Source organism: Empedobacter sp. R750, assembly GCF_030324345.1.
GTDB classification, from domain to species: domain Bacteria; phylum Bacteroidota; class Bacteroidia; order Flavobacteriales; family Weeksellaceae; genus Empedobacter; species Empedobacter falsenii_C.
Genome location: NZ_JACAGF010000026.1, coordinates 1 through 23,319, shown reverse-complemented (window position 1 = coordinate 23,319; position 23,319 = coordinate 1). Strand labels below are relative to the sequence as shown.

The 23,319-nt window shown below is 29.4% G+C and carries 24 protein-coding genes; 10 read left to right on the top strand and 14 right to left on the bottom strand.

Annotation, left to right across the window (positions count from 1 at the left end):
• Window positions 1-60: 60 nt before the first annotated feature.
• The 14 genes from HXZ74_RS16410 to HXZ74_RS16345 form a co-directional block, all read right to left on the bottom strand.
• Window positions 61-507 carry a DUF6428 family protein gene (locus tag HXZ74_RS16410; protein WP_286476393.1) on the bottom strand — a complete coding sequence of 149 codons (447 nt, stop codon included), beginning with the start codon at window positions 505-507 and terminating at the stop codon, window positions 61-63.
• A 57-nt stretch (window positions 508-564) separates the two neighbouring features.
• Window positions 565-894, bottom strand: a complete 330-nt coding sequence (locus HXZ74_RS16405) for an ArsR/SmtB family transcription factor (RefSeq protein WP_125350838.1) — start codon at window positions 892-894, stop codon at window positions 565-567.
• Between the two features lie 262 nt (window positions 895-1,156).
• Entirely contained in the window at window positions 1,157-2,032 is an 876-nt protein-coding gene (locus HXZ74_RS16400; RefSeq protein ID WP_280037788.1) for an Abi family protein, read from the bottom strand.
• A 76-nt stretch (window positions 2,033-2,108) separates the two neighbouring features.
• On the bottom strand, window positions 2,109-4,127 hold the full coding sequence (locus HXZ74_RS16395) for a Piwi domain-containing protein (protein WP_286476391.1): 2,019 nt from the start codon (window positions 4,125-4,127) through the stop codon (window positions 2,109-2,111).
• Between the two features lie 140 nt (window positions 4,128-4,267).
• Window positions 4,268-5,176: a DUF5655 domain-containing protein gene (locus tag HXZ74_RS16390; protein ID WP_286476389.1), complete on the bottom strand. Its 909-nt coding sequence runs from the start codon at window positions 5,174-5,176 to the stop codon at window positions 4,268-4,270.
• 5 nt (window positions 5,177-5,181) lie between these two features.
• Window positions 5,182-9,126, bottom strand: a complete 3,945-nt coding sequence (locus tag HXZ74_RS16385) for an Eco57I restriction-modification methylase domain-containing protein (RefSeq protein WP_286476387.1) — start codon at window positions 9,124-9,126, stop codon at window positions 5,182-5,184.
• A 9-nt stretch (window positions 9,127-9,135) separates the two neighbouring features.
• A complete protein-coding gene (locus tag HXZ74_RS16380) occupies window positions 9,136-10,128 on the bottom strand; it encodes a restriction endonuclease subunit M (protein ID WP_286476384.1) in 993 nt (330 codons plus the stop codon).
• Window positions 10,128-10,340, bottom strand: coding sequence for a helix-turn-helix transcriptional regulator (locus HXZ74_RS16375; protein ID WP_286476382.1), 213 nt, complete (start codon window positions 10,338-10,340; stop codon window positions 10,128-10,130). The genes HXZ74_RS16380 and HXZ74_RS16375 overlap by 1 nt, the downstream gene beginning before the upstream one ends.
• 190 nt (window positions 10,341-10,530) lie before the next feature.
• Window positions 10,531-12,771, bottom strand: coding sequence for a DUF3987 domain-containing protein (locus tag HXZ74_RS16370; protein WP_286476379.1), 2,241 nt, complete (start codon window positions 12,769-12,771; stop codon window positions 10,531-10,533).
• Window positions 12,764-13,072: a helix-turn-helix domain-containing protein gene (locus HXZ74_RS16365; protein ID WP_146309812.1), complete on the bottom strand. Its 309-nt coding sequence runs from the start codon at window positions 13,070-13,072 to the stop codon at window positions 12,764-12,766. Before HXZ74_RS16365 ends, HXZ74_RS16370 begins: the two co-directional genes overlap by 8 nt.
• Window positions 13,073-13,074: 2 nt before the next feature.
• A complete protein-coding gene (locus tag HXZ74_RS16360; protein ID WP_286476377.1) occupies window positions 13,075-13,377 on the bottom strand; it encodes a helix-turn-helix domain-containing protein in 303 nt (100 codons plus the stop codon).
• 106 nt (window positions 13,378-13,483) lie between these two features.
• Window positions 13,484-14,551: a DUF6617 family protein gene (locus tag HXZ74_RS16355; protein WP_286476375.1), complete on the bottom strand. Its 1,068-nt coding sequence runs from the start codon at window positions 14,549-14,551 to the stop codon at window positions 13,484-13,486.
• Window positions 14,552-14,553: 2 nt separating this feature from the next.
• Window positions 14,554-15,660 carry a site-specific integrase gene (locus tag HXZ74_RS16350; RefSeq protein WP_286476373.1) on the bottom strand — a complete coding sequence of 369 codons (1,107 nt, stop codon included), beginning with the start codon at window positions 15,658-15,660 and terminating at the stop codon, window positions 14,554-14,556.
• A gap of 6 nt (window positions 15,661-15,666) precedes the next feature.
• Window positions 15,667-16,077, bottom strand: coding sequence for an excisionase family DNA-binding protein (locus tag HXZ74_RS16345; RefSeq protein ID WP_280050261.1), 411 nt, complete (start codon window positions 16,075-16,077; stop codon window positions 15,667-15,669).
• Between the two features lie 660 nt (window positions 16,078-16,737).
• Between HXZ74_RS16345 and HXZ74_RS16340 the strand changes: the two genes are divergently transcribed.
• The 10 genes from HXZ74_RS16340 to HXZ74_RS16295 all read left to right on the top strand — a co-directional run bounded on the left by HXZ74_RS16340 (window position 16,738) and on the right by HXZ74_RS16295 (window position 23,256).
• Window positions 16,738-17,391, top strand: coding sequence for a MarR family winged helix-turn-helix transcriptional regulator (locus HXZ74_RS16340; RefSeq protein WP_280050383.1), 654 nt, complete (start codon window positions 16,738-16,740; stop codon window positions 17,389-17,391).
• 86 nt (window positions 17,392-17,477) lie between these two features.
• Entirely contained in the window at window positions 17,478-17,807 is a 330-nt protein-coding gene (gene uraH / locus HXZ74_RS16335; protein ID WP_435653712.1) for a hydroxyisourate hydrolase, read from the top strand.
• A 9-nt stretch (window positions 17,808-17,816) separates the two neighbouring features.
• Complete coding sequence (gene crtID, locus HXZ74_RS16330) at window positions 17,817-19,289, top strand: bifunctional phytoene desaturase/3,4-desaturase (protein WP_286476366.1); 1,473 nt, start codon at window positions 17,817-17,819, stop codon at window positions 19,287-19,289.
• 6 nt (window positions 19,290-19,295) lie between these two features.
• Window positions 19,296-20,132, top strand: a complete 837-nt coding sequence (locus HXZ74_RS16325) for a phytoene/squalene synthase family protein (protein ID WP_286476363.1) — start codon at window positions 19,296-19,298, stop codon at window positions 20,130-20,132.
• A complete protein-coding gene (locus HXZ74_RS16320) occupies window positions 20,129-20,587 on the top strand; it encodes a hypothetical protein (RefSeq protein ID WP_286476358.1) in 459 nt (152 codons plus the stop codon). Before HXZ74_RS16325 ends, HXZ74_RS16320 begins: the two co-directional genes overlap by 4 nt.
• Before the next feature lie 3 nt (window positions 20,588-20,590).
• Window positions 20,591-21,049, top strand: coding sequence for an SRPBCC family protein (locus tag HXZ74_RS16315; RefSeq protein WP_171623642.1), 459 nt, complete (start codon window positions 20,591-20,593; stop codon window positions 21,047-21,049).
• Between the two features lie 4 nt (window positions 21,050-21,053).
• Window positions 21,054-21,512: a sterol desaturase family protein gene (locus HXZ74_RS16310; protein ID WP_225539248.1), complete on the top strand. Its 459-nt coding sequence runs from the start codon at window positions 21,054-21,056 to the stop codon at window positions 21,510-21,512.
• Window positions 21,509-22,210, top strand: coding sequence for a lycopene cyclase domain-containing protein (locus HXZ74_RS16305; protein ID WP_286476356.1), 702 nt, complete (start codon window positions 21,509-21,511; stop codon window positions 22,208-22,210). The genes HXZ74_RS16310 and HXZ74_RS16305 overlap by 4 nt, the downstream gene beginning before the upstream one ends.
• Window positions 22,194-22,757: a lipocalin family protein gene (locus HXZ74_RS16300; protein WP_286476354.1), complete on the top strand. Its 564-nt coding sequence runs from the start codon at window positions 22,194-22,196 to the stop codon at window positions 22,755-22,757. The genes HXZ74_RS16305 and HXZ74_RS16300 overlap by 17 nt, the downstream gene beginning before the upstream one ends.
• Window positions 22,747-23,256, top strand: coding sequence for a deoxyribodipyrimidine photo-lyase (locus tag HXZ74_RS16295; protein WP_286476353.1), 510 nt, complete (start codon window positions 22,747-22,749; stop codon window positions 23,254-23,256). The genes HXZ74_RS16300 and HXZ74_RS16295 overlap by 11 nt, the downstream gene beginning before the upstream one ends.
• Window positions 23,257-23,319: the final 63 nt, after the last annotated feature.

Below are 23,319 nucleotides of genomic sequence, written 5' to 3'. Positions count from 1 at the left end.
TTTGAGTTTAATAATAATTTACAATTTTTAAAAAATGTAGCTTAACTTACACTGGAAAATTCAGGGGGATATCCATTTTTCTTCTTTTACTCTAAATTTATTTTCAGTTGCAACGGGAATACCGCAAGCATCTTCGGCTAAACAAGCTGTTTTTTTATTTTTTAAAATGAAATGTTTTCCATTAAATTCAAGATCGTATTTACCAATTGTAGTCGACTGATATTCTACTTCGATTTCGGCATCTTCAATTCCTAATTTATTTTCGGATAAGCGAATAATGTTTAATAATTTACCTGGTTTTAAACGATGTTCGTAATCATCAGCATTCCATAGTTGAAAGTTTACTACTTTTTCATTTCTAATAACTCCACCACAATCAATAAATTTCTTTGTGATTTCTCCCACTTCTGTAACGTGGAAATGCTCTGGCACGAAAGTAGCATCCTCTAATTGAAATTCAACATTTTCTAATGTTGGTAAGATTTCTTTGATTTCTGAAAGTTTCATATTCTTATATTATTTATTAATCGTAATATTACGATGGTTTATTTCAAAAAAAACGCCTTAACAGCATTTCTCTATTTTGACATTTTGATTGAAAAAGTTAGAAAATTCATTTTGAATTGCAGCCCAAACCTTTTCATCAATACAATAACAAACCGATTTTCCTTCGATGGAACCTTGAATAATTCCGATACTTTTTAATTCTTTTAAATGTTGAGAAATGGTGGCTTGTGCCAAACCTAATTCATCCACCAAATCCGTACAGATACACGCATTCTGTTTGATAATATGCTGAATAATAGCCACACGAGCAGGATGTCCTAATACCTTGAATAAAGTAGCTAGTTTATTTTGTTCGTCTGTAAATATTTCCGATTTAGTTATTCCCATTATTGATTTATTATCATTGCAATATTACGATATAATATTTGATGAAACAATAGTATATAATTAAGAATTACTACTTATATCCATAGATTAGAATGGACAAAACTTCAATTTATCCGAAACCTAAAAGCCGTTTTATTGTAGACATAAAAAAAGCTCGGCTATAAAAACCGAGCTGAATATTTTTTTATAGTGCACCAAATGAGCTTGTCGAGTGAGGCACTTTGTAGTGCAAATATACAAATAATTTGATAAGTAGTATATTTTAATCTAAATATTTTATTCTATCCTTAATCACTGATGCTAATACAGTATCTTTCTTTCTAGTTTCAAAAAAGTCTTTAATTTCATCTTGGAAATCTTGATAGCGATTCACTGAAATATTTTCAATAAAAAAACCTATTATTTTTATCGATGTATCTAAAGAATTTCTATCGCCTTTATTAAAGTTTATTTGAGGTATTGTACTAACACTTTTAGGCAATGAATAATCAAATAATACACCACTATGCGCACAAATATTACGAATTAATCTAACTGAATTTAAAAGCAAATTGAACTTATTTAAATGCTTAATATTATATTTATCACAAACTCTCTGTCTGACTTCCTCATCTTTAATATTATTAAAAATCGTTATTATCGAACCAAAAGTTAAATACTCAAATACTTTCCAGCAAGGTGCATAATCTCCACTTGTAGGTTTTTCGTGATGTTTTTTTAAAGCTAAATTTTCTGTTTTGAATTTTTCAGTATAAATCTTCTCTTTAAAATCCTTTACATATTCTTCACTCATTATATTTTCATCTACGTACCAATATGGATTATCTTTATATTTCATTGATACATAGTAAATCAACTTTGTTCTAAAATTAATTTCAATACGATTAATGTATTTTAATAGTAAATATTTTAAGTCAATATCTAGATAATATAGATTGACAATATCTGAAATTTTAATATTTTGATCGAATTCATTTTTGTTTTTATCATAATAGTAATAACAATAAAATCCTAATCTATAATATCCTATATCCAATAGTATTTCTTTAAGCTTACTTTCTTCGTAACAGCTTATATTTAACTTTCTATCTTTAAATTTTTGTATTTGGTCATTAATACTATTGACAATATTTCCCATTATTTTTCACAATCATTTAGTTGGAGATTAAATCTATAAATATACAAGATATTATTTCTTTGTCAGTAAATTACATTTACAAAAACCACAGGTTGTTTTTTCCGAAGTCGGGTAGTTTATCTCCTTCGAAATGTGGGAATATTTGTGCTACCATTTCTGGGTATTTGATGGTTACAGGTAAGTTTTGTTGCTTTACCGATTTCCAATACATTCTGCTGAATTGATAGACTTGGTCTATTAATTCTTTTACGTTGTTGACGTTCTCTAAATAATCTTTGTCTGTACAGTATAATGCTAATTTTACTGGAAATGGATATGCTATTGGTTTGCCTTCTACTGAATATCTTGTATTGTTGTATAATAGGTATTTGAGTTTGCTTATTTGCAATATTGTTCCACTTATTGGCATTAATTCTGGTGATTGGGTATCAAATGCTACATAATCTGATGATTCTGTTTTGTTGATAGAAATAATAATGATTGGAATATCTAGATTTAATCGTTTTAATGTTTGTTGTATAGGGTCTATTTCATCCTTTCCTATTGGTTTGTAATAATGTATAATTAATCGTTCGGCTTGGTTGTTATTATCTATAACAAATTTTAGCACCTGCTTTCCTATTGCACCTGCTATTAAATCTATTTCGTTGTTTCTGAAACAATCAAATCCTTTGAATTCTCCTTTGTTATTAAAACAGAATGCACTGCCTACATAACGTGTGTTGAATTGAGCCGATTTAAAAGCTCCTACACCAATGATTAATTCTTGCTTTAGCTCTCTATCCAAACGCCAAGGAATACCGTCTATTTTGGCTAATAAAGCGGGTGTAATGTTCTCTAAGAATGCTCCGAAATAATTGTTTTTGATGCTTTCTTTATATATGACTTGTGAGGAAATATCTTGTTTTAATAACTCCTCTTTGATTTGGTAATACAACTGTACATCTTGCTCGGATTCTTTATGAACAGGACTCACATAGATGGCTACATATCGTGTATTGGGTTCTTTTTTGAAATGTATGAGATGTTGCTTTAATTCTACTAAAGCTGTTTTAATGTCCTTATACGCTAAGCTGTTGTCTTTATCCATATGGAATGGTTGACAAATATGTTTAGCTAATGGCGGAAAAAATGTTTTATAACCTTCGGTAAAATAAGTGTATAAAGGTTTTACATATTCTTGTCTATCAGGCTGATGATATATAAAAAAGAACTTCACGTGTTGATGTGGGCTTGGTTGATAAGGCCCAAACTTTTTGATACCGACTTTTGGATCTATTTCTTTGTCTTTGCCAAACCTTAAATTATTGGAATGGTAATGCGTAGCATATACCTTTTCGGCTGGTATTGGGTAAAAGTTATCTGATGGATTTATAAAACTTAATGTGCTGTTGTTTACATATTTCTTCTTAAAATCATTGATTAACTGATAATAGGTTTTGTATCTGTTGGTTGATTTATCAATCGTATGTTCTATTCCTAAAATGTTTTTTAGTCCGATGTTTAGCACTGGATATACTTCTTCCAAATGTAATTTTGCTTCGTTATGTAGTTTATCGAAACTTAAAATCTCGTTTCTGAATATTACTTTTTTGAAATGATGGGTTGGAATATTAAATGTGTTGATGGATTGTGTAGCTACCTTAGATACGCCATCATACGCTATTAATAACGCTAAGTTATTGATGAGGTATGAATATTCTATTTTTAACGTGTATTTATCGTAAGTGGTGTACTCTGTTTTAGATAGTTGGGTGTTCTTCATCCAAACTTCGATGTCTTTTACAAAGTTTAGTTTTACCGCATCTACCAATGGCGAAATATAACGCAATAGCTGTTGCGTATAATAATGCTTCGCAAATTTGGTTGATTTGGATAAATCTATGGTTGTGGTGAATGCAGCATCTTGCCCAATTTCAAATGAAGTATAATAAAATTTATCTTTTATTTCCTCTTGATGATTGTCCCATAATTCGCAAGGTAATTCGCTTCTGTGTAATGGATATGAACCTTCGAACTTCTCTGTATAAAAGCTACATTGTAAAGTAGCGTTATTGATCTCTAATGGTATTAAATTTATCGTAAGTTGCTGCATATTTCATCGTGATTAATTAGGGTTATCGGTACTGAATGTATACAACTAACTTACAATATTTTAGGGAAATAAAAAAGGAGCAAATTTGCTCCTTTACGTAATAGAATAAATTGTTGTTTTCGATTTATTGGTTATATCAATTATATAATTGCTTGTTTAATTAAACTCATAATATATTCTAGATTGTTAGTATCGGAAATAGAGAGTTCATAATCACCATTACCATAATGTCCTTTGCTTGAACAATCAATCACTATATTTTTAGGATCATCTAAAGTTCCTTTTTTCATATTAATCCAGAAAATTAAATTTTTCTGTTGAATACGAATGTCTACTACATTTTTCCCTTTTTTAAATGCTATATACATTTTTTTAGGTTCAATTTCTATATCACTAGATAGTTTTAAAATTGCTTCTTTATAAGATTCATACAATTCAATTATATCATCATTTTTACCTTCTAAGTGTTCTTCTTCTGTATATACTTTAATTTCTTTAGCAATTTTAGAAATTTCCGAATCTTCACTTTGTTGTACTTGCTTAATACTTGGAGCTGATTTTGATTTTTTTATTGGATTTACAATAATTAAATCATTTTCAAACTGTTTAATTTCCCATAATTCTATAGACAAGTCCTTAAAGTTTGAAGATTGCTTTTGAAATTCAGTAAATGAAGGTGACACAAAAATGATTCTGGTTTGTGACCAATCAACATCATTACGTTTTAAATTTTCGCTTTGTGTTTCATTATATTCAACAATAAAATCAGCTTTATATTCAAGCATTAAATTTAAATACGAAACACCTTGATCAATGACAGAGTAATTTTGGTTTCGCTTGTATTCAATTATTACAAAAGATTTACTTTCTTCATCAAATGCCAATGTATCAATACGGTTACTTTTTATAGTAAATTCAGATTTTATAAACTTTAAACCTGTTAATAAATCCAAGTTTGATTCAAATAATATTTGAATTTCTTTTTCAAGTTTAAATTGCTTTTCGTTTAATCTTGAAAAATTCTCTTTAGAATTCTTATATATAAACATATTGATTACATAGGTTTTATAGATTCTTCAATAAATTGAATTTCTTCATTTGATAATTTATATTTCTCATACAATTGTAAATCAATATTACTTACATCTTTTGTCCAATCAATTTCTGATTTTTCTGTAAAATCTTGAACAGGAATAAATTTATATGTTTTAGAGGTACCGTGCTGACTTGATTTAGCTAAACTTTGTAAAAATCTAGCAAATTTTGTCTTAAAATATTTTGCAAGGTTCTGAGCACTTAATTCATTTAAATTTAATTCAACACCTAAAATTATATAAGTCTCAGTACAAATTTCATTTTCATAACCCACTATAGTATTGAAATTATCATCTTGTAATTCAGTACCTATATTATTTGCATATGGAGTAAATACTTTTAATTTTTCTATCCAATTTACATTTTTTGTAATAATAGATTTCCTAATGTATCCAATAGATTTAGCTTTTCCATAACATTTTAAATCATCGTCATAAACTTTACTGCTTTTAAAGATTGTTTCATCCTTTACGATCTTACCATCCAAACCAAATGGCTTTCTTGAAGAAACATAGTTTTCAAAAGTAATAAAAGAATTATTTTTTGTTACTTTTTCTAAAATGTCTAATGATTCTTGGTGTCTAATGTAAATATCTGTATCCTCATTTTTTAAATTTCTAATACTTACCAAAGGTGTTTCATTTTTATAAGTAAAAATTTTCGTTGTATTTTTTGTATTATCAAAATTATTATCCCACAAAAAATAACATATTCCACCTCTGTTGTTAGTATCCTTAAATATAGATTTAGGATTAAGAAAATCATGTAGTTCTACAATATGCTTATCATTCAACATTTCATCCCTGAAATCATCCAAGCCTTTTCCTCCAGAAAACCATCTTGTAGGAATAATCATAGAAATATATTTAGAGTTAAGGCCTTTTGCTATAGAAACAAATTGATTATAAATAGGTTTAGCACTTGCACCTGCTCCACCATCTTTTGCTTGATAAGGAGGATTACCTAGAATAGCATCAAATTTCATTGCTGTATTATTTATTTTAATTTCATTATTAATTACAATATCATCTCTATTTAACAAATCGTATGATGAGTAATTTTTTTCTATTTTACTTATATCTAGCCCTAATAATGTATATACTTTACGTGTAAATTCATAAGCAATGTTAGATGTAGGGATAGAGTAAAAATTGTTTGCTACATTTTTACCAAATTTCTCAAAAGTAGCATAAACAAATTCACCCTGCTTACTTGCAATATCTAATATTCTAAAATCAGTATTTACACTTGTTTCAGGTATCAATTCTATTAAAGATTTAGCTACATTTTTAGGTGTGACTACTTCTGAATCGGATAATCTACTAAATTTATTTAAAGCAATTGTTGCACGATCAAATTCAGATAGACGATCATCATTGGCTAAAGAATTTATATTATGTATTTTATAATCTAATTCTTTAAGAATAAAAGGGTTAATATTATCATTCAATAAAGTAAGAATTTTAATATTTAATCCCAAATTATTTAATATTCTTGTATTTTCTTCTCCAACAGATAAATCCACTATATCTTTTAAAGATTTTATTTTTGAATCTGTTAAAAATGAAAAGAATAATATTTTTGAATAATATGTAGCGAATTTCTTACGTAAAGAATCTTCGTTTAATTCTTCATTATTTTTGCTACTACTATTTGAACTTTCATTAGGTGATTCAGTATCACCATCTGGTATATCTAAATCATCTCCATTTTCACTATCTGTGTTTTCAATTTTAAGACCTTGTTTAGAACCAATTTCACCCTGTTTTTGGATTACGTCTTTGATTAAATCAATATCTAATAAACTAAAATCTATTGGGATATCTACAGCTTCATCTAATACACTTCTTTCACTTGAATATTTCCTTACTGCATCAAGTACATCAGTAGCTTCAATTTGAATAATTTTATTGTGATTAATTGTAATTATTGGAGATATTTCTAGTTCTCTCTTAAGTCTTTCTTCTAGTTTATTATTACCATTAGCATCAGTATTAACATTATATATTTGTGCTTTTTGCTCTTGCATTATAAAAACTCTGTTTGGACTGAAGTCTACCAATAATGTTTGAGGTTTCATATTGAATTTTATAACATCGCCATCTTCATTAACAAGTTCCTTAATGTATTGATTTTGTAAACGAAATATAGCTTGATCATATTCTTGAGGTGAAGAAGTATCTTTAAGATATAACATAGTATCCCATTCTTCTACCGTTGTACCTGTCAATAATCGATTAACAGTTAAAGTAATGGTTTTTATATTATTAGATTCGCAATTTTTGATTTTACGCTTTACATCTTCAACGGTACGATAAAGCGTTTCATTCTCTACACCTGATACATTGATAATTTCATATGAATTTAGATTCTTAAATTTTGTATTATTACTTAAAATTAAGTTTTCTAATGCATCGCAAGATGCTCGATAAGGTAAAACTATAACTATATGTCTACACATATTACCCTCCTTAATCTTATCATAATCTAAGAAGCTTAAAATATTTTCTTCTGATTTTGAACCATCAATAATTTCGAAAAGTTCTAATATTTCATTTTCATAGTCGAAAAATTTATGATTATTAGAAACTGTATCTTTTAGTATTGATTTTGGTTTAAACAATGCAGAAAAGGCATATGAAATACCATTACTCCTTAATGTTTCTAATCTTTTTCTTGCTGCTTTACTTGGATTAAACGCAAATCTAATCATTTGAGGAAAGCCATAATATGGATTATCCCATTCTTTTACTTCATCACGATTTAGATTTTCATGATCCCACTCTTGCTGATCATCAGCTATATCAGAAAATTGATAAAAAGCTATAATATCTTCTTTCGTAAATTCGGATCCCATCAAAATACGGTAAGGCGTACCAGATAAATGAAGCCTTATATTTGCATCTAAAACTTTAATTGAATCCTCTAATTGATCATAAGTTTCATCTGAATTCTTTAATTCTTTTTTTAATTCAGCTTTAGATAAACTTAAAACTTTACCATATTCTTCTGCACGAGCTCCAAAATGAGTTTCATCTATAATTAATAAATCTATTGATGAAGTGAATAACTCTTTATGCTTATTCTTAATTGAATCGCCTTGTAAATCTTGAAGTGTTAAGAATAAAACTATCTTTTGGTTTTGTTCAATTTTAGAAGATAAGTAATTTTCAGTTTCAAGTAATTTATCAGAATCAACAAACTCATAATCTTTAAAACGAACATGACTTTCTACAGTTTTTTTCCATTCTTCTTTGACATCCTTTTTAGCAGATACAACAACAACTAATTTTGCTGAAATTTCGGTAGCACAACACATAGATGTAAAAGATTTGCCAAATCTCATAACTGCATACATTAATAGATTTGTTCTTACATTACTAACAGCATTTTTGAAATTATTAATAGCTTCTTGCTGATTAGGTCTTGGAGGAAAATTTTTATTTCTATCGTACACAAAGGTTTCTGGAATTCTGCTTTCCTCAAACTTGTAAAATTGATATTTGCCTGAATTATTTTCGAAATTTAGTTTAATATCAGATATAGCTAAATTAACATCATCAATAGAAGTATCTTTAAAAAACTCTTTTGAATAATAAGGAATAGAAGGTAAAACACCTGGTAATAATCGAATTTTATGTAAATCCTTTTCTAAATAATTATGAACAGATAAATCACGATAATATATATCATTATTTATTTTTGCTACAGTCGTATACTTTCTTTCAAGATTAGGAAAAAACTTTTTCCATTCATTTAATCTTTTATCTACAGGTCGATAAGTATCACCAATTTTAAGATAATTAGGAATAGTTTCAGTTGTAAATGCATACAATTGAGGTTCAACTCTTCCGTAAATTAGATTATCAAGTAAATTTAAATTTATAGTGTTAGTTTTTGGCATGATAGTTTATTATATAATATCAATAAATCTTATAATCTCATCTTTATTTTGTTCGGAATTTAATTTCCAATTTTTTATTAGGCAATATTTTCCATTATGTAATTTAATATTATTGGATTTGCAACCCTCACATTCTTTTTCTTTTACTTCAGCATCATTAAATAAATCTAATTTTTCTTCAATAATTGTATGACAACTTTCAGGTATAACGCATTTTAATCCATCCATTTGCCATATATTCCAAGAAATTACTTGTGCTATTTCTTTGATCTTATTAAAATCAGGAAACTCATTAAATTTTTCTTTATAAAAATCTATAAATGTAAATAATAGCGATTCTCTAGCTAACAATAAACTATCACCTTGCCATTCATAACCATAAATATTTTTATATGCTATTAAAGAATATTCAAACCATTCTTCCTTGCTTTTTACATTCTCAGAAACAATTCTAAGTTTTCTATCTAAAAGACCAATTCTATTATTTATTTCTATATAATCACCTGTTGTAGTATCATATCTACTTGTAAGATATGGTGCTTCACCACATGAGACTTCTAATCTTTTATCACATATATAGTCAATCCAAGTTTTACCTTCGGGAAATTCAATTTTTCTCTTTATGGTTTTCCATCGAGTAGATGAACCATCCTTTAATATCTGGTTAAATACATTTTTTTTATTAAACCATTTTTCATCAATTAAATTATTTTGAGCATTACATACCCATGAAGGTGTAAATACTTCGGCTTTGTCTTTTGATCTACTATTTTTTAATTCATTACTTTTCTGAATTCTTGGTTTAATAATATTACCATTTATCCCTGTAATTGAATGAATTTTAATTGGTGATTTAAAACTAAACTCTTCACCAAACTCAATATAATTATCTGTTGCCCAAAAAATATTTTCATTTGTTGTATTATCATATAACAAGATGTCTAATATTTCAGGCATTTGTTCAAGTATATCGTTCTCTAAAATATCAATCCCACTAAACATTAATCTTCCTTTCCTTTTTTAGTTGAATACAATAATTCTTTAACATCAATATCTAAAATAGTTGCTATCGTAACTAAAGTTTCTAATGAAGGTTGAATTTCGTTAGTACACCATCTTGATATTGTGCTTTCGCTTTTGCCTAACTCAAAAGATAACCACTTACTCGTTTTATCTTTTTCAGCTAATACAATTTTTAATCTGTTGATTTTCATTCTGTATTAATTAATACGCATATGATGCTAATTTATTTAAATATTCTCACAATCAGATTTTATTTACTCGTTATTTTGAATATTAATAGAAACATAATTTTTATATAGTAAAAAACCAAAGAGTTATTACAATCTCTTTGGTAAATTATATCATACATTGTTTTATTGAACTATTAAAAGCAGTTTTAACCTACAGTTTTTCATACCATCCTGTTTTAGGTTTAAACAATAATTCGGGTACAGAATTTTTTAGAAAATCATCTACTGAACGTTCTGATAGATTGTACTTTGCACCTAACTCTATTGCTTCTTTACGCTGGAATGATTGTGGTAATGCTTCGTAAAAAGCTTTTTTGTTATTGCCCATTTTGTAGGTAATAGGTTCTGACTGACTTGCTAGATTATTGAACATTAAAATGCTATGATTTAGATATACATTTATCAATTCTAGTGCAGCTAAAAAATCTTCGTCTGTGCATACTACCACTTCTGAACAATCGCCATTTTCCACTTTGCGTAAGGCTGTAAAAATCATACAGAAACGATACAATACTAACCCTAAACGGAATACAATGCTTGAGGTATCATCACTATTGAATAATACGGTATTGGTTAATAGTTTACTGAAAACTACATTTAATTGTTGCCATTGATCGGGCGTTAATTGTACTTCGGTAGGGTGTTGTTCTAGAAAATCATATATCTGTAACACATCGTTGGATAACTTTTCGAAATGATCGTTGAAAATAATCCCTCCTTTTTTAGGTGATGGGTCTTGCCATATAATTTCATTTTTGAAGGCATAGAACATAAATCGACTAAACAAACCATCTTCTGCTGATTGAATTAATTTGGGTACTTGTGCTGGAGTACCTGATAACGAAACGGCTAATTGTGGATTCGGAATTTCTAATAATTCATTATTGGTTTTACGAGCTGCTGAAATTTTTTCGTGATGAAATGCGGCTCTCATAATATGCGAGTAATTTCCCCAATCTTGTTTGTTTGCACCACTCATTGCATCGGCTTCTGTTTCGCAAATGATACCTTTACCCTCGTTGTCTTGAAGCATTTTCATCATCATTGCTTGGCTGGTATCGGCAGGTAGAAACAATAAATTGAATTTTGGCTCAACAGGTTTTTCGGGTATTGCATCGTCTTTTTTGCGTTTGGCTAGTAGTGTTTTGTATTCTGCATTTTCTATTTCGAATGCTTTTTTAGCTTCATTCGATTTGTTCACAAAACGTTCGTGTATTTTATCGCCCAAACGTTTGGCATTTTTAAGTACACCTTTTCCACTTGCTGCAGGAGCAATAATGAATGAGAATAAATGCGGGTACACTCTTTCTTGGTGGTAGATACCTGTAACATTAGGCAAACAACCACTTAAAATAGTTAGTCCAGCTGTAAGAAATACATCACGTTTGCGTTCATTATCCTTAAACGCTTCGCAACCCTCGATTAATAATTCGGGTAAATAATTGATGATATGTGCAGGAATTGTAGGTGTGGTTTTAAGATAATCTACCTCATCATAGACTGGTTCTTTATCAGGAGGACTGTCTTTTTGCAAGTTTACAAAGTTTGCAGTCTTTGCAAATGTACCAAACTCGTGTGCTTGATTTCTGTATGCACTTTCAATAGACTTGATGAATTCTTTTTGATTTTCGTGATAAAAGTTTTGTAAAATGAATTGTTCTGCATCTAATTGATTTATGCCTTTACGGTTTAGATTACACGCTAACTGATATACATAGTTGTTGCGATTGCCTTTTTCGAATTGGATAATCTTATTGGTAAAATCAACGCAATATTGAAATACATCATCTGTATGACTACTCGTTATTTGTACCGATTGACTGACAACTTTTTCTTCAACCTTTGTATTGACAGCAAATATTGTAGCTAATGGATTGTAATATGCGTTTTCATCAAACGATACAAAACACAATCTTGTAACATCTTTACATTTAGGATCAGCATTAATACCTAATTGCTTTTCGTAATATTCTTGCACTTGTTTGTATGCTAAGTCGTGGTGTTGTACTAAGCTATCTACTTGAATAAATACTTTTAAACCATTACCACTTGGACTTTTGAAACAAGCTAAGGTATACGAAATAGATGCCGTTTGTGTAGTGATTTGAATTAAATCTTCCTCCTCAATATGATCAAAATCTAAATGAATGATTTGATTGTATTCTTGAATAAACGCTTTCTTTCTGCCACCAGAATAGGTTGCTGATGGCGTGAAAGCTAAAAGGTTCTTTTTTAATTCATCGGCTCTTTCGGGTTTGCCCATTCCAATAGCCATACGAATGGTGTTTACATCGTCTTGGTATGTACCTGTTTTGATGTTTGAGATTAAATCCTGTAATGTAATGGTTTGTACAGGATTATGGAAGTTTTGGAAAATTGATACTCTAGTCATTGTTAATAGATTTAAGGTTAATGGAATTGTTAGCTGGAATTTTACTACGTTGTAATAGCTCTAAGATGTCGGCTAAAGTGTAGTAGATTTTATTGCCTACTTGTGAATAGGTAATAATGTTTTCGGTACGCCAATAAGCGGCAGTACGTTTGCTAATATTCATAATCTGGAGAAACTCCTGATTATCGTAAAAGACTTGGTCGGGTTCAGTACGTTGTTTCTTTTTAACCTCGATAGATAATTGATCTAAACGATCCATAATCTCTTGAACCTCTTCTTCGGAAAATCTATAAAAGCTCATAATTATTTACGTTTGTTTTTGATTAAATAATTAGCTGCAGCTGTTTCGATGTCTTCCGTAGTTTCTTGCCTGTTACGCATTAACCATTGGTCTATTTCTGTACGATTGAAATAGAGTTTTTTTCCTTGTGGACAAAAATGTGGGATTTGCTTTTGAGAAGTTAGTTTGTAAAGGTGTGAAGCACTTATGTCTAAATACTTACACACATCGTTAAACGTTAATACTTCTTTTTGCAATAAATTTTGCTCCTCAATTTTACCTTCTAATTGAGCAAGCTTTTCTAGGATTAAATTTTCTGAACTCATAACGCTATATTTTAATGTTATGAGTCAAAATTCTAGAGAAATAAAAGGGTAAAAAGTAAGATAGTAACGTCTTACTAAGACATCTTACTCATCTTACTTTTTTTATTTATAATTGTTTGATAATTCTATCAATGGTATCTTGTTCTTTAGGATAATTGCTGTTGTTTTTATATAAATTATTCCTTTTTAATAGTGTGCCTTTTTTAGAATAAAACAAATTGGTTTTCTCGATACTTGTAGGTGTAAGGTTATGAAAATGTGATTTTAATTTATCAACGATATAAGCAAATTGAGTGGTTTCGCAATCTAAATGAATTTGTTGCGCACCAATTTTTAAATCTTTAGAGGTAAGCACACTTAATAAATCATCTGATGAGGTTTTATCTTCATTTAAAAGATATAAATGTCTGTTTAATGCTATTATTACTGATTTAAGATTTTCTTTATTTCCATTGAAGCCAAAAGATAGTTTGTCTGATTTTTCGAGTTTGAAATCATCAATTTGAAGCATTGCATTTTTAGCCTCTTGGAATGTTGGTGTGGTAGTATCTGTTTCTAAATATTCGAAATGGTCGTGAAGCAATTCAGAGAATATCTCGTATTGCTCTGTTTTTATTTGATTGGTATAGGAAGGATAAAGTAATTCGACTTCCTTTAGTAAACGTACGATACATTTAACCAATAAATCGATTACATAATCCGTTAATTTATCTGTAGGATATAAACTCTTGTCTGTGCCAATTCTTAAAAGTAAATCTTTACAAGACTTTATAACATTTTGGATTAATTCCTTTTTGTTGGTTTCGTTAATGTCTTTATTGAAGCAATAGTAAATTCTGTTACTGATTCGTGTCGTTTCATTCTGTAATACGTAATAATAGAATTTACTTGTAGCAGAAAATGGTTCTTGCAACTGAATGTTAATCATTGGTTTTTTGATTGTATAATCTACCTCTGTATCTGGTTGAGTTTCGTACACCTCTAATCCATCTTCATTGTACAATTCACGATAAGTCGGTAAAAGCTCTTTCAACGCTTCGTAAAATGTTGAAGGATCAGCTGGATTGACGAAGTCAGGATTTAGATTTTGTCTAAAAAACTTTTCGTTCGCATCGTCTTGTTGCCAAGGTTTCAAAACTCCATAAAGGATATTTCTATATACAATCAAATCCATAATTAAAGGTTCAGTTTTATTTTGTTAGCGGCTTCAATTTTTTTCTCATTAATAACCTTAGTGTATATTTCGGTTGTGGATAGGTTTTTATGTCCTAACAACTTCGATACGGTGTAAATATCTGTACCCAGCGTTAATTGTAATGTAGCATAAGTATGTCTAGCACAATGGAATGTAATGTGCTTTTTGATACCTGCATCGGTCATCCAATCTTTTAATAAGGTTTTGTTCCAATTGCCATATTTAAAACCTGTAAACACGTTATCTTTTGGATTACCTTCTTCGCCTAATAAGGTACGAGCATCTTCAGAAATAGGTTGCATTTCTGCTCCATTGGTTTTCTGTTGTTTGAAACGTAAGAAATTACCTAACTGTTCTGAATATTGAACTTCTGACCATTTTAGCTTTTCAATATCTGACCAACGCAATCCTGTAAGGCATGAAAATAAAAACATACGTTTCAATGTTTCATTTTTACAAGGTGTATGCACTAAGGTTTGAACTTCCTCTAAAGATAAAAATTCTCTTTGAACTTCGTCTTGTGGAAATGGTTGTACTTGTTCGGCTGGATTGTATGTTAGCAATCCTTCTTTTAATGCTTGCTTTAATGCTGCTCTAACTTTATTGAAATAAGAGTATTTTGTATTTAAAGATATAGGTTCACCTGTTTTAGTAATGGCTACATTATCTAAATAGTCTTTGAAACCTTCTAACCAGTCTTTGTCTAAACGTTCAAATGAAACACCTTTTGGATCGTACGCTTGTAAATGTTTTTTGGTACTATCCCAATTGCTGTAATTACCTATGCTGGCTTTCTTCTTTTCTGTTAGCGCTTCAAAGAATGTTAAGAAATTTCCTTTTTGTTTCTCCTTATCTCTAAAACCATAAATTTGATTTTGTGCTTCTAAGTGTCTTTTGCTTCTGATACTTTCTGCTAACTCTAAGATTTTTTTATTTTCATCTTTTTGAGCTTTAGTCAAACTTCCTTTTTCTGGTTCAGGTGTTAGGTACAAACCTAAATATTCATATTCACGTTTGCCTTTGTCGTAATAGTCAAGGTACAAGGTTATTTTGTTGCCTTTCTTGCGTTGTCTTAAAGATACTTTCATAATTCATCATTTAAAAAGATTATCGATTTCGGTACGTTTTATTATTGTTCTTCTCCCAATTTTAGAAGCTTTTAATTCGTTACGATTAATCATTCTTTGAATTGTCCAACGACTAGCGCCTAAAAGAATAGCGGCTTCTTGTACGCTTAGGAATTCTTTATCACGAAGATTGATAAAGTTGGTGGTTTGGATTGGGAGTTTTTGTAGGGTTTGCAAACTTTGCAAGGTTTCGGGATTTGCAGAACTTACATTTTGAATTTGCTCACTTAGTGTAGCTCTTATTTTTTCTTCTTTCTTGATTTGCTTATAGTGTCTTGAATTGCACTTGTGGCTACAATAGCGAGTAGTGGTGGTTTGGGCAACAAAGGCTTGCCCACAGAATTGACAGAATTTTGGTATTTTGATATTTGTACTCATAATGTTGCTAATTGTAGCACAAAGTAGCTTAATGTAGCTAGTTGGTGCATCATTTCTCCATACAAAATTTTTGATGTGCTTTGGGCAACAAACTTGATGCTTGGGCAACAATTGTACATCAAATTTAATCAAAATATAGCAATTAGGCAACAAAAAAGAGCAACATAGTTGCTCTTAAATATAACATTTACAGGTAGTTAACAAATAAAAGAAAGATAACTACTTCCCGATACAAAAAGTGTAAAAGTCTTTATTTATCAATGGTGTAGGGGGTGGTGTGGTTAAGTTTATTAAAAATTTAACATATTGTAATAAAATATCTTTACTAATTTTTATAAAAAATGTTTGACTTACTAATAAAATAATATTGCTTGAGCTTCTAACTTGATTTTTTTTCTTTTAAATCTATGGAATTTTAATTGGGACATCAAATAAAAAAGTGAGAATATGTATTCCCCTCTTAATTATAAACTTTTAACGATTATTTAAATTATAATGTTAATATCGACTTCACAAAAATAAATTAGAATTATAATTATAATTATAAAATGACATAGTTTTTAATAATTTTTAATAAGCTCGGATATTATTTTTAATATTTAGTATAATATTATTCTTTATTTGTTTTAAAATGGTATATTTGTAAACTAAATACAAGAAATGAATTTCAAATTAATCAAAGATGTAGTTGATTTAATAGAAGAATTTGAAAAAGAAAATACGTGTAATGCTAATGCTTCTATTAATGATTTTAAAAAGTGGATTATTTTAAATAATCAGCTAGAAAGTTCTTGTGATGTTCCTAATTGGATCGGAAAAGAGAAAATGAGATCGCCTGAAAGTGTTATAAGTACATTGCTTGTTCATATGAATAGGTATGCGAAAAGTTATTCAAAATCTGCTATTATAGGATCGGATTTTTCATCTCAAGAAGATTTTATTTACTTAATCAATTTAAAGGCATTTGGGGAGATGACAAAAATGGATTTGATAAAGAAAAATGTGCATGAAAAACCAGTAGGGATGCAAATTATAAATCGACTAATTGCTAAAGGTTGGGTAGATCAAGCTTCATCTGAGCTGGATAAAAGAAGTAAAGTTATTCAAATTAGTTCAGTAGGTTTAGAAGTTCTTGAAGAACAAATGGATAAAATTAGGCTTGCGACACAAATTGTAGCAGGTAATTTAACTTATGTTGAAAAAATGGAATTAATAAATCTACTTCATAAACTCGAAGAATTTCATCAAGCAATCTATGAAAAGAATTTTGAAACAGAATCTCTATTAAAAGAGGCTTACAAACATATTAATTAAATACAACTAGTATGAAAAAGAGTATATTTTTCTTTCTACTTATCTGTTGTTCGTTGTTTTGTTTTTCACAAACGAAAACATATCAATTGTCCAGCCATATTTTAGATAACTCTACAGGGGAGCCTGCACCATCTGTTTCAGTTACATTAGAGAAAATGAATGTGGACAATTCGTGGACTAAGGTAAGTACACAAATAACAGATAAAGAAGGTAGAATAGGGAATTTTTTACCTTATGATCAGAATAATGATGGTGTTTATAAACTCGTATTTCATATTCAATCTTATTTTGATAGTAAAAAATTGCAAACATTTTATCCTTTCATCGAGATTGTTTTTCGTATTAAAGGGAATAAGCATTTTCATGTACCATTGACTGTATCTCCTTATGGTTATTCTACATATAAAGGAAGTTAAAAACGAGATATGAAAAAAAGAATAGCCATTATTGGATCTGGATTTTCTGGTTTATCTGCTGCTGCTTATACAGCAAAAGAAGGACACGAAGTACATGTATTTGAAAAACATAATCAGCCAGGCGGAAGAGCAAGACAATTAAATACAGAAGAAGGTTATGTATTTGATATGGGACCTAGTTGGTATTGGATGCCAGATGTTATACAAGATTTCTTTGAGGATTTTGGTTATACTACTTCTTCTTTTTTTGAATTGATATCGTTAAATCCTCAATTTGAGATGATTTTTTCGGATGAAAAAATAGATGTACCTGAAAATTTTGAAGCACTAAAAGCAACCTTCGAAAAAATAGAGAAAGGTGCTGGTTTTCAATTAGAAAAATTTATGAAATCTGCCAAATTCAAATATGAAGTAGGAATGAAGGATTTTGTACATAAACCTTGTGCCAATTGGAGTGAATTTATTTCTCTTAAAATTGCTAAAAGTGCATTGAGATTAGATTTACTATCTAATTTTAGAGCCTATGTTGCACGGTATTTTAAAGATAAGAAATTGAGAGCTTTAATGGAGTTCCCCGTAATATTTTTGGGCGCATCTCCTGAAAAGATTCCAGCCTTGTATAGTTTGATGAATTATGGCGGTTATGTACTAGGTACTTATTATCCTAAAGGAGGTTTTTACCAACTGGTATTAGCAATGAAAAAAGTAGCAGAAGAACAAGGGGCGAACTTTCATTTTAATTCGAATGTTGAAAAAATAAATGTAAAAAATCAAAAAGTAAGTTCCCTTCTTATAAATGGTAAAATCCATGAATTTGATGAAGTAATTGCTTCTTCTGATTATCATCATACTGAAACACTTTTGAACGAAGAGTACAGAAATTATACCGCTGATTATTGGAGAGAAAGGACTTTTGCACCATCTTGTCTGATTTTTTATCTAGGTTTTAACGAAACAATTCCGCATTTAAAACATCATACACTATTCTTTGAACATGACTTAGATCTGCATATAGATAGCATATACGAAGATAAAAGATGGCCTGAAAAACCTTTGTTCTATACTTGTTGTCCCTCAAAAACAGATCATTCAGTAGCACCTAATGGTAAAGAAAATTTGTTTTTACTAATGCCGATTGCTACAGGAATAAATGACAATGAATTTGTACGTCAGAAGTATTTAACGGAAATGCTCTTGCGATTAGAAAAGCATACAGGTACTCAAGATTTACAGTCTAAAATTGACTTTAAAAAAAGTTATTGTGTCAGAGATTTTGTGTCCGATTATAATGCTTATGGTGGTAATGCTTATGGATTGGCTAATACACTTAATCAAACAGCAGTACTAAAACCTAAAATAAGAAATAAAAAGCTAAAAAATTTATTTTATACTGGTCAGTTAACTGTTCCAGGACCAGGAGTTCCTCCCTCTATTATATCTGGTAAAATAGTTGCCAATGAGATCAACAAAATAAAAAATTAATTCTGTATGAAACAATTATTTGATGAGCTTTCTTATTCGGTGAGTAAGATGACAACTCAAAAATATAGCACAAGTTTTTCTTTGGGTATTCTCGCTTTAAAACCTTCTATTCGATCGGCTATTTATGCGATTTATGGTTATGTAAGGTTGGCAGATGAAATCGTAGATAGTTTTCATGGATATAACAAAGAGAAGCTTTTAAAAAGATTGAGAAAAGAAACTTTACATGCATTAAATGAGAGGATATCGCTTAACCCCATCTTACAATCATTTCAAGAGACTGTAAATTATTATAAGATTGATAAAGAGCTTATCGATCAGTTTTTGAGTAGTATGGAAATGGACTTGCAACAAATAGAATATGACTCGGACTTATACAAAACCTATATTTTAGGTTCTGCTGAAGTAGTAGGACTCATGTGTTTACAAGTTTTTACAGATGGTAATAAAGATAAGTATGCAGAATTAAAACCTTATGCGATGAAATTGGGCTCTGCTTTTCAGAAAATTAATTTTCTTCGAGATTTGAAAGAGGATTATCATATTTTGGGTAGAACTTATTTTCCGAATGTGGATATAAGTGGTTTTGATAATAAGATAAAATACGAGATAGAAAAAGAAATTGAAGAAGAATTTCATGAAGCATTAATTGGAATTAAAAAACTTCCAGCTTCGTCTATTTTTGGAGTCTATCTAGCATATAAATACTATCTTTCTTTATTTAAGAAGATCAAAAAAAAATCATCCAAAGAAATTTTAAATGGAAGAATTAGAATAGCTAATTCTGAAAAAGCTTTTGTTGCGTTTAAAAGTTACTTAAGATATAAAGCTGCTTGGTTATGATTAAAATGTTAGGGTTTCTCATGGTGGGATTTATAGGTTTTATAAATCAAACTGAGGTAGTTCTAGAAGAGCTAAGGGCTAATTATGCTAAGTTATCTAATGACAAAGAATTATGTGCAAATGTAATAGTTGAATTGGACCATATAAAAAATATATCTGCTATTTATTTGGGGTATTTAGGTGGTGCTCAAACAATTAATTCCAAGCACGTGTCTAATCCATTAAATAAGCTTAAAACTTTTAATAAAGGTAAAAAGAATATAGAGGAGGCGATACGTATAGAACCTGAAAATTTGGAATTGCGATTCATTCGGCTATCGGTACAAAAAAACGCACCCTCATTTTTGAACTACTATTCAAAGGTTGAAGAAGATACGCAAATCTTATCGGAAAATAGGCATAAAATATCGTCTATAAATTTGCGTAGAAATATTGAAAAAATTTTAAACGAATAAGTGATGAAGTACCGTTTGTATAGAGAACAACAGCTGTATTGTGATATTGATACAGCTTGGCGATTTTTTTCTTCTCCAATGAATCTTTCGGAAATTACACCAAAAGATATGGCTTTTACAGTTTTGTCAGAAGATCAGGATCAGCCAATTTTTGAAGGTATGCTCATCAATTATAGTGTGTCACCGCTATTGGGTATTCCTTTGAAATGGCAGACAAAGATTATTCAAGTAGAGCATCAGAAAAGTTTTACAGATTTTCAACAAAAAGGTCCATATAAATATTGGAAACATTTTCATGAATTTATTCCTAATGAAAAGGGGATTTTAATGAAAGATACAGTAGAATATGAGCTTCCTTTTGGAGTTTTGGGAAATGTTGTTCATTCTCTTTTGGTGAAAAAAAAATTGAATAAAATATTTGATTACCGTCATCAAGTCTTAAAGCAATTATTTAATAAGTAGGTGTATGAATTTATTTTTGGTGTTGCTAGTATTTGTGCTTATGGAGCCTGTTACATGGTTTATTCATAAATATGTGATGCATGGATTTTTATGGTTTCTCCACAAAGATCATCATGACCATAGCCATAAAGGATCAGTTGAAAAAAACGATTATTTTTTTGTGATATTTGCGATTCCGACTATTGCTTTGATGTATTTTGGTTCGCTCAATAGTTATAATTACTTATTTTTTGTTGGGGTAGGAATTATGCTTTATGGCATGGCGTATTTTTTTGTGCATGATGTTTTTATTCATCAACGACTGAAATGTTTTAGTCGAGTAAAAAATCCTTATTTTCTAGCGCTACGAAGGGCTCATAAACAACATCATAAACACCTTACTAAAGAAGATGGAGAATGTTTTGGATTTCTTTATGTTCCTTTCAAATATTTTAAAATGTATTTTAATTCTACTCAAAAATGATGTCATATACGTATATTTTGATTTTATTTTTTACAATAATCATTTGTTTCATATCATCCTTTGACTCTCGTATTCTTTTTAACCGTTATTTTGGTTCTTTTATAAAAGCTGCAAGTGTAGTAGCTATTCCATTTATAGCATGGGATATATGGTTTACAGCTAAAGGAGTGTGGTGGTTTAATACAGATTATACACTTGGTTTTGTAATAGGAGGTTTACCTATAGAAGAGTGGTTATTTTTTATTTGTATTCCTTTTTCATGTATATTTACCTATTTCTGCTTTGATAAATTTTTTAAATTAGACTGGCTTTCCAGTTTTAATAACCTGATTGTTTTTTTTAGTGTGATTGTTTGTTCAATTGTCGCTTTACTTTATTATGATAGAATTTATACACTATTAACAGCTGTTATAACATTGGTTGTTTTAATGTACTTACACTTTGTTCGTCGTGTCGATTGGATAGGAAAAGCTTCGTTTGTTTTCACTATTCTTATGCTTGGTTTTTTTCCTGTAAATGGAGTTCTAACAGGTACAGGATTAGAATCACCAATTGTAAATTATAATCCTGATGATTTTTTGGGAATCAGAATGGGAACTATACCAATAGAAGATTCTGTGTATGGATATACGCAATTTCTTTTAGTTCTCTATTTTTTTAAACAATTTAAATCAAAATCTCATGAAAATAAAAAATAAAACACTATTAATTGTAGTATGTGTAGGCTTACTGATATTTTCCAATTCATGTTCCTCTATTCCTAAAAAGGCAGATGCTGTTCGAAATTTTGAAGTTGATCGATATTTAGGTACTTGGTTTGAAATCGCTCGTTTAGATTTTCGTTTCGAGAAAAACTTGGATAATGTGTCCGCCAACTACACTTTTGATAAAAAAGGGAATATAGTGGTTTCAAATAGCGGATTTAATGAGGATAAACAAGCATGGAAGCAAGCTATAGGTAAAGCAAAATTTAGAGACGGTAAGCAAATTGGAAAGCTAAAAGTAAGCTTTTTTGGACCTTTCTATGCTGGTTATAACGTAATTGCTTTGGATGAAAACTATCAATATGCATTGGTTATAGGTAAAAATCTAAATTACTTATGGATTTTATCTAGGACGAAAGATATTCCAGAGAATATTAAAACAAACTTTCTTGCATTAGCTTCAGAAATTGGTTATGATATATCCAATTTGGTTTGGGTAGAACATAATCGAAATGATAATCCATTTTTAAATGAAAAATAAAATTTCCATTTTTTGGTTTCGAAGAGATCTTCGTTTAGAAGATAATGTTGGGCTGTACCACGCTCTTTCATCTGGAGTTCCTGTGTTACCTATTTTTATTTTTGATGAAGGTATTTTACGACAACTGGATGACAAGAAAGATAGGAGGGTGGATTATATTCATCAAGCGCTTCAAAAGATTAATAATCAATTAAAATCTTTTGGGACAAGTCTCAATGTATATTATGGTGATCCTCTCAAAATTTTTCAGCAACTTTCTACTGAGTTTGCTATTCATTCTATATTTTGTAATCGTGATTATGAACCTTTGGCAATTAAAAGAGATACTTCGATTTACAATTATTTTAAGTTATTTAACATTTCGTTTAAAGCATTTAAAGATCAGGTAATTTTTGACAAGAAAGATATTTTAAAGAAAGATAGTTCTCCTTATACAGTATATACGCCGTATGCAAAAAAATGGAAACAAATTTTGAAAACAGAAGATTGGATATCCTAACGAAAGTTCCAGAGTAAGAAAAGGTATATAATACTTATCTTACAATTATGAAAGGAATAAAAA

Bases quoted from the DNA above. Each gene is read 5' to 3' on its own strand.
- HXZ74_RS16410 (WP_286476393.1), bottom strand. From the start codon at position 507: ATGAAACTTTCAGAAATCAAAGAAATCTTACCAACATTAGAAAATGTT.
- HXZ74_RS16405 (WP_125350838.1), bottom strand. From the start codon at position 894: ATGGGAATAACTAAATCGGAAATATTTACAGACGAACAAAATAAACTA.
- HXZ74_RS16400 (WP_280037788.1), bottom strand. From the start codon at position 2,032: ATGGGAAATATTGTCAATAGTATTAATGACCAAATACAAAAATTTAAA.
- HXZ74_RS16395 (WP_286476391.1), bottom strand. From the start codon at position 4,127: ATGCAGCAACTTACGATAAATTTAATACCATTAGAGATCAATAACGCT.
- HXZ74_RS16390 (WP_286476389.1), bottom strand. From the start codon at position 5,176: ATGTTTATATATAAGAATTCTAAAGAGAATTTTTCAAGATTAAACGAA.
- HXZ74_RS16385 (WP_286476387.1), bottom strand. From the start codon at position 9,126: ATGCCAAAAACTAACACTATAAATTTAAATTTACTTGATAATCTAATT.
- HXZ74_RS16380 (WP_286476384.1), bottom strand. From the start codon at position 10,128: ATGTTTAGTGGGATTGATATTTTAGAGAACGATATACTTGAACAAATG.
- HXZ74_RS16375 (WP_286476382.1), bottom strand. From the start codon at position 10,340: ATGAAAATCAACAGATTAAAAATTGTATTAGCTGAAAAAGATAAAACG.
- HXZ74_RS16370 (WP_286476379.1), bottom strand. From the start codon at position 12,771: ATGACTAGAGTATCAATTTTCCAAAACTTCCATAATCCTGTACAAACC.
- HXZ74_RS16365 (WP_146309812.1), bottom strand. From the start codon at position 13,072: ATGAGCTTTTATAGATTTTCCGAAGAAGAGGTTCAAGAGATTATGGAT.
- HXZ74_RS16360 (WP_286476377.1), bottom strand. From the start codon at position 13,377: ATGAGTTCAGAAAATTTAATCCTAGAAAAGCTTGCTCAATTAGAAGGT.
- HXZ74_RS16355 (WP_286476375.1), bottom strand. From the start codon at position 14,551: ATGGATTTGATTGTATATAGAAATATCCTTTATGGAGTTTTGAAACCT.
- HXZ74_RS16350 (WP_286476373.1), bottom strand. From the start codon at position 15,660: ATGAAAGTATCTTTAAGACAACGCAAGAAAGGCAACAAAATAACCTTG.
- HXZ74_RS16345 (WP_280050261.1), bottom strand. From the start codon at position 16,077: ATGAGTACAAATATCAAAATACCAAAATTCTGTCAATTCTGTGGGCAA.
- HXZ74_RS16340 (WP_280050383.1), top strand. From the start codon at position 16,738: ATGAATTTCAAATTAATCAAAGATGTAGTTGATTTAATAGAAGAATTT.
- crtID (WP_286476366.1), top strand. From the start codon at position 17,817: ATGAAAAAAAGAATAGCCATTATTGGATCTGGATTTTCTGGTTTATCT.
- HXZ74_RS16325 (WP_286476363.1), top strand. From the start codon at position 19,296: ATGAAACAATTATTTGATGAGCTTTCTTATTCGGTGAGTAAGATGACA.
- HXZ74_RS16320 (WP_286476358.1), top strand. From the start codon at position 20,129: ATGATTAAAATGTTAGGGTTTCTCATGGTGGGATTTATAGGTTTTATA.
- HXZ74_RS16315 (WP_171623642.1), top strand. From the start codon at position 20,591: ATGAAGTACCGTTTGTATAGAGAACAACAGCTGTATTGTGATATTGAT.
- HXZ74_RS16310 (WP_225539248.1), top strand. From the start codon at position 21,054: ATGAATTTATTTTTGGTGTTGCTAGTATTTGTGCTTATGGAGCCTGTT.
- HXZ74_RS16305 (WP_286476356.1), top strand. From the start codon at position 21,509: ATGATGTCATATACGTATATTTTGATTTTATTTTTTACAATAATCATT.
- HXZ74_RS16300 (WP_286476354.1), top strand. From the start codon at position 22,194: ATGAAAATAAAAAATAAAACACTATTAATTGTAGTATGTGTAGGCTTA.
- HXZ74_RS16295 (WP_286476353.1), top strand. From the start codon at position 22,747: ATGAAAAATAAAATTTCCATTTTTTGGTTTCGAAGAGATCTTCGTTTA.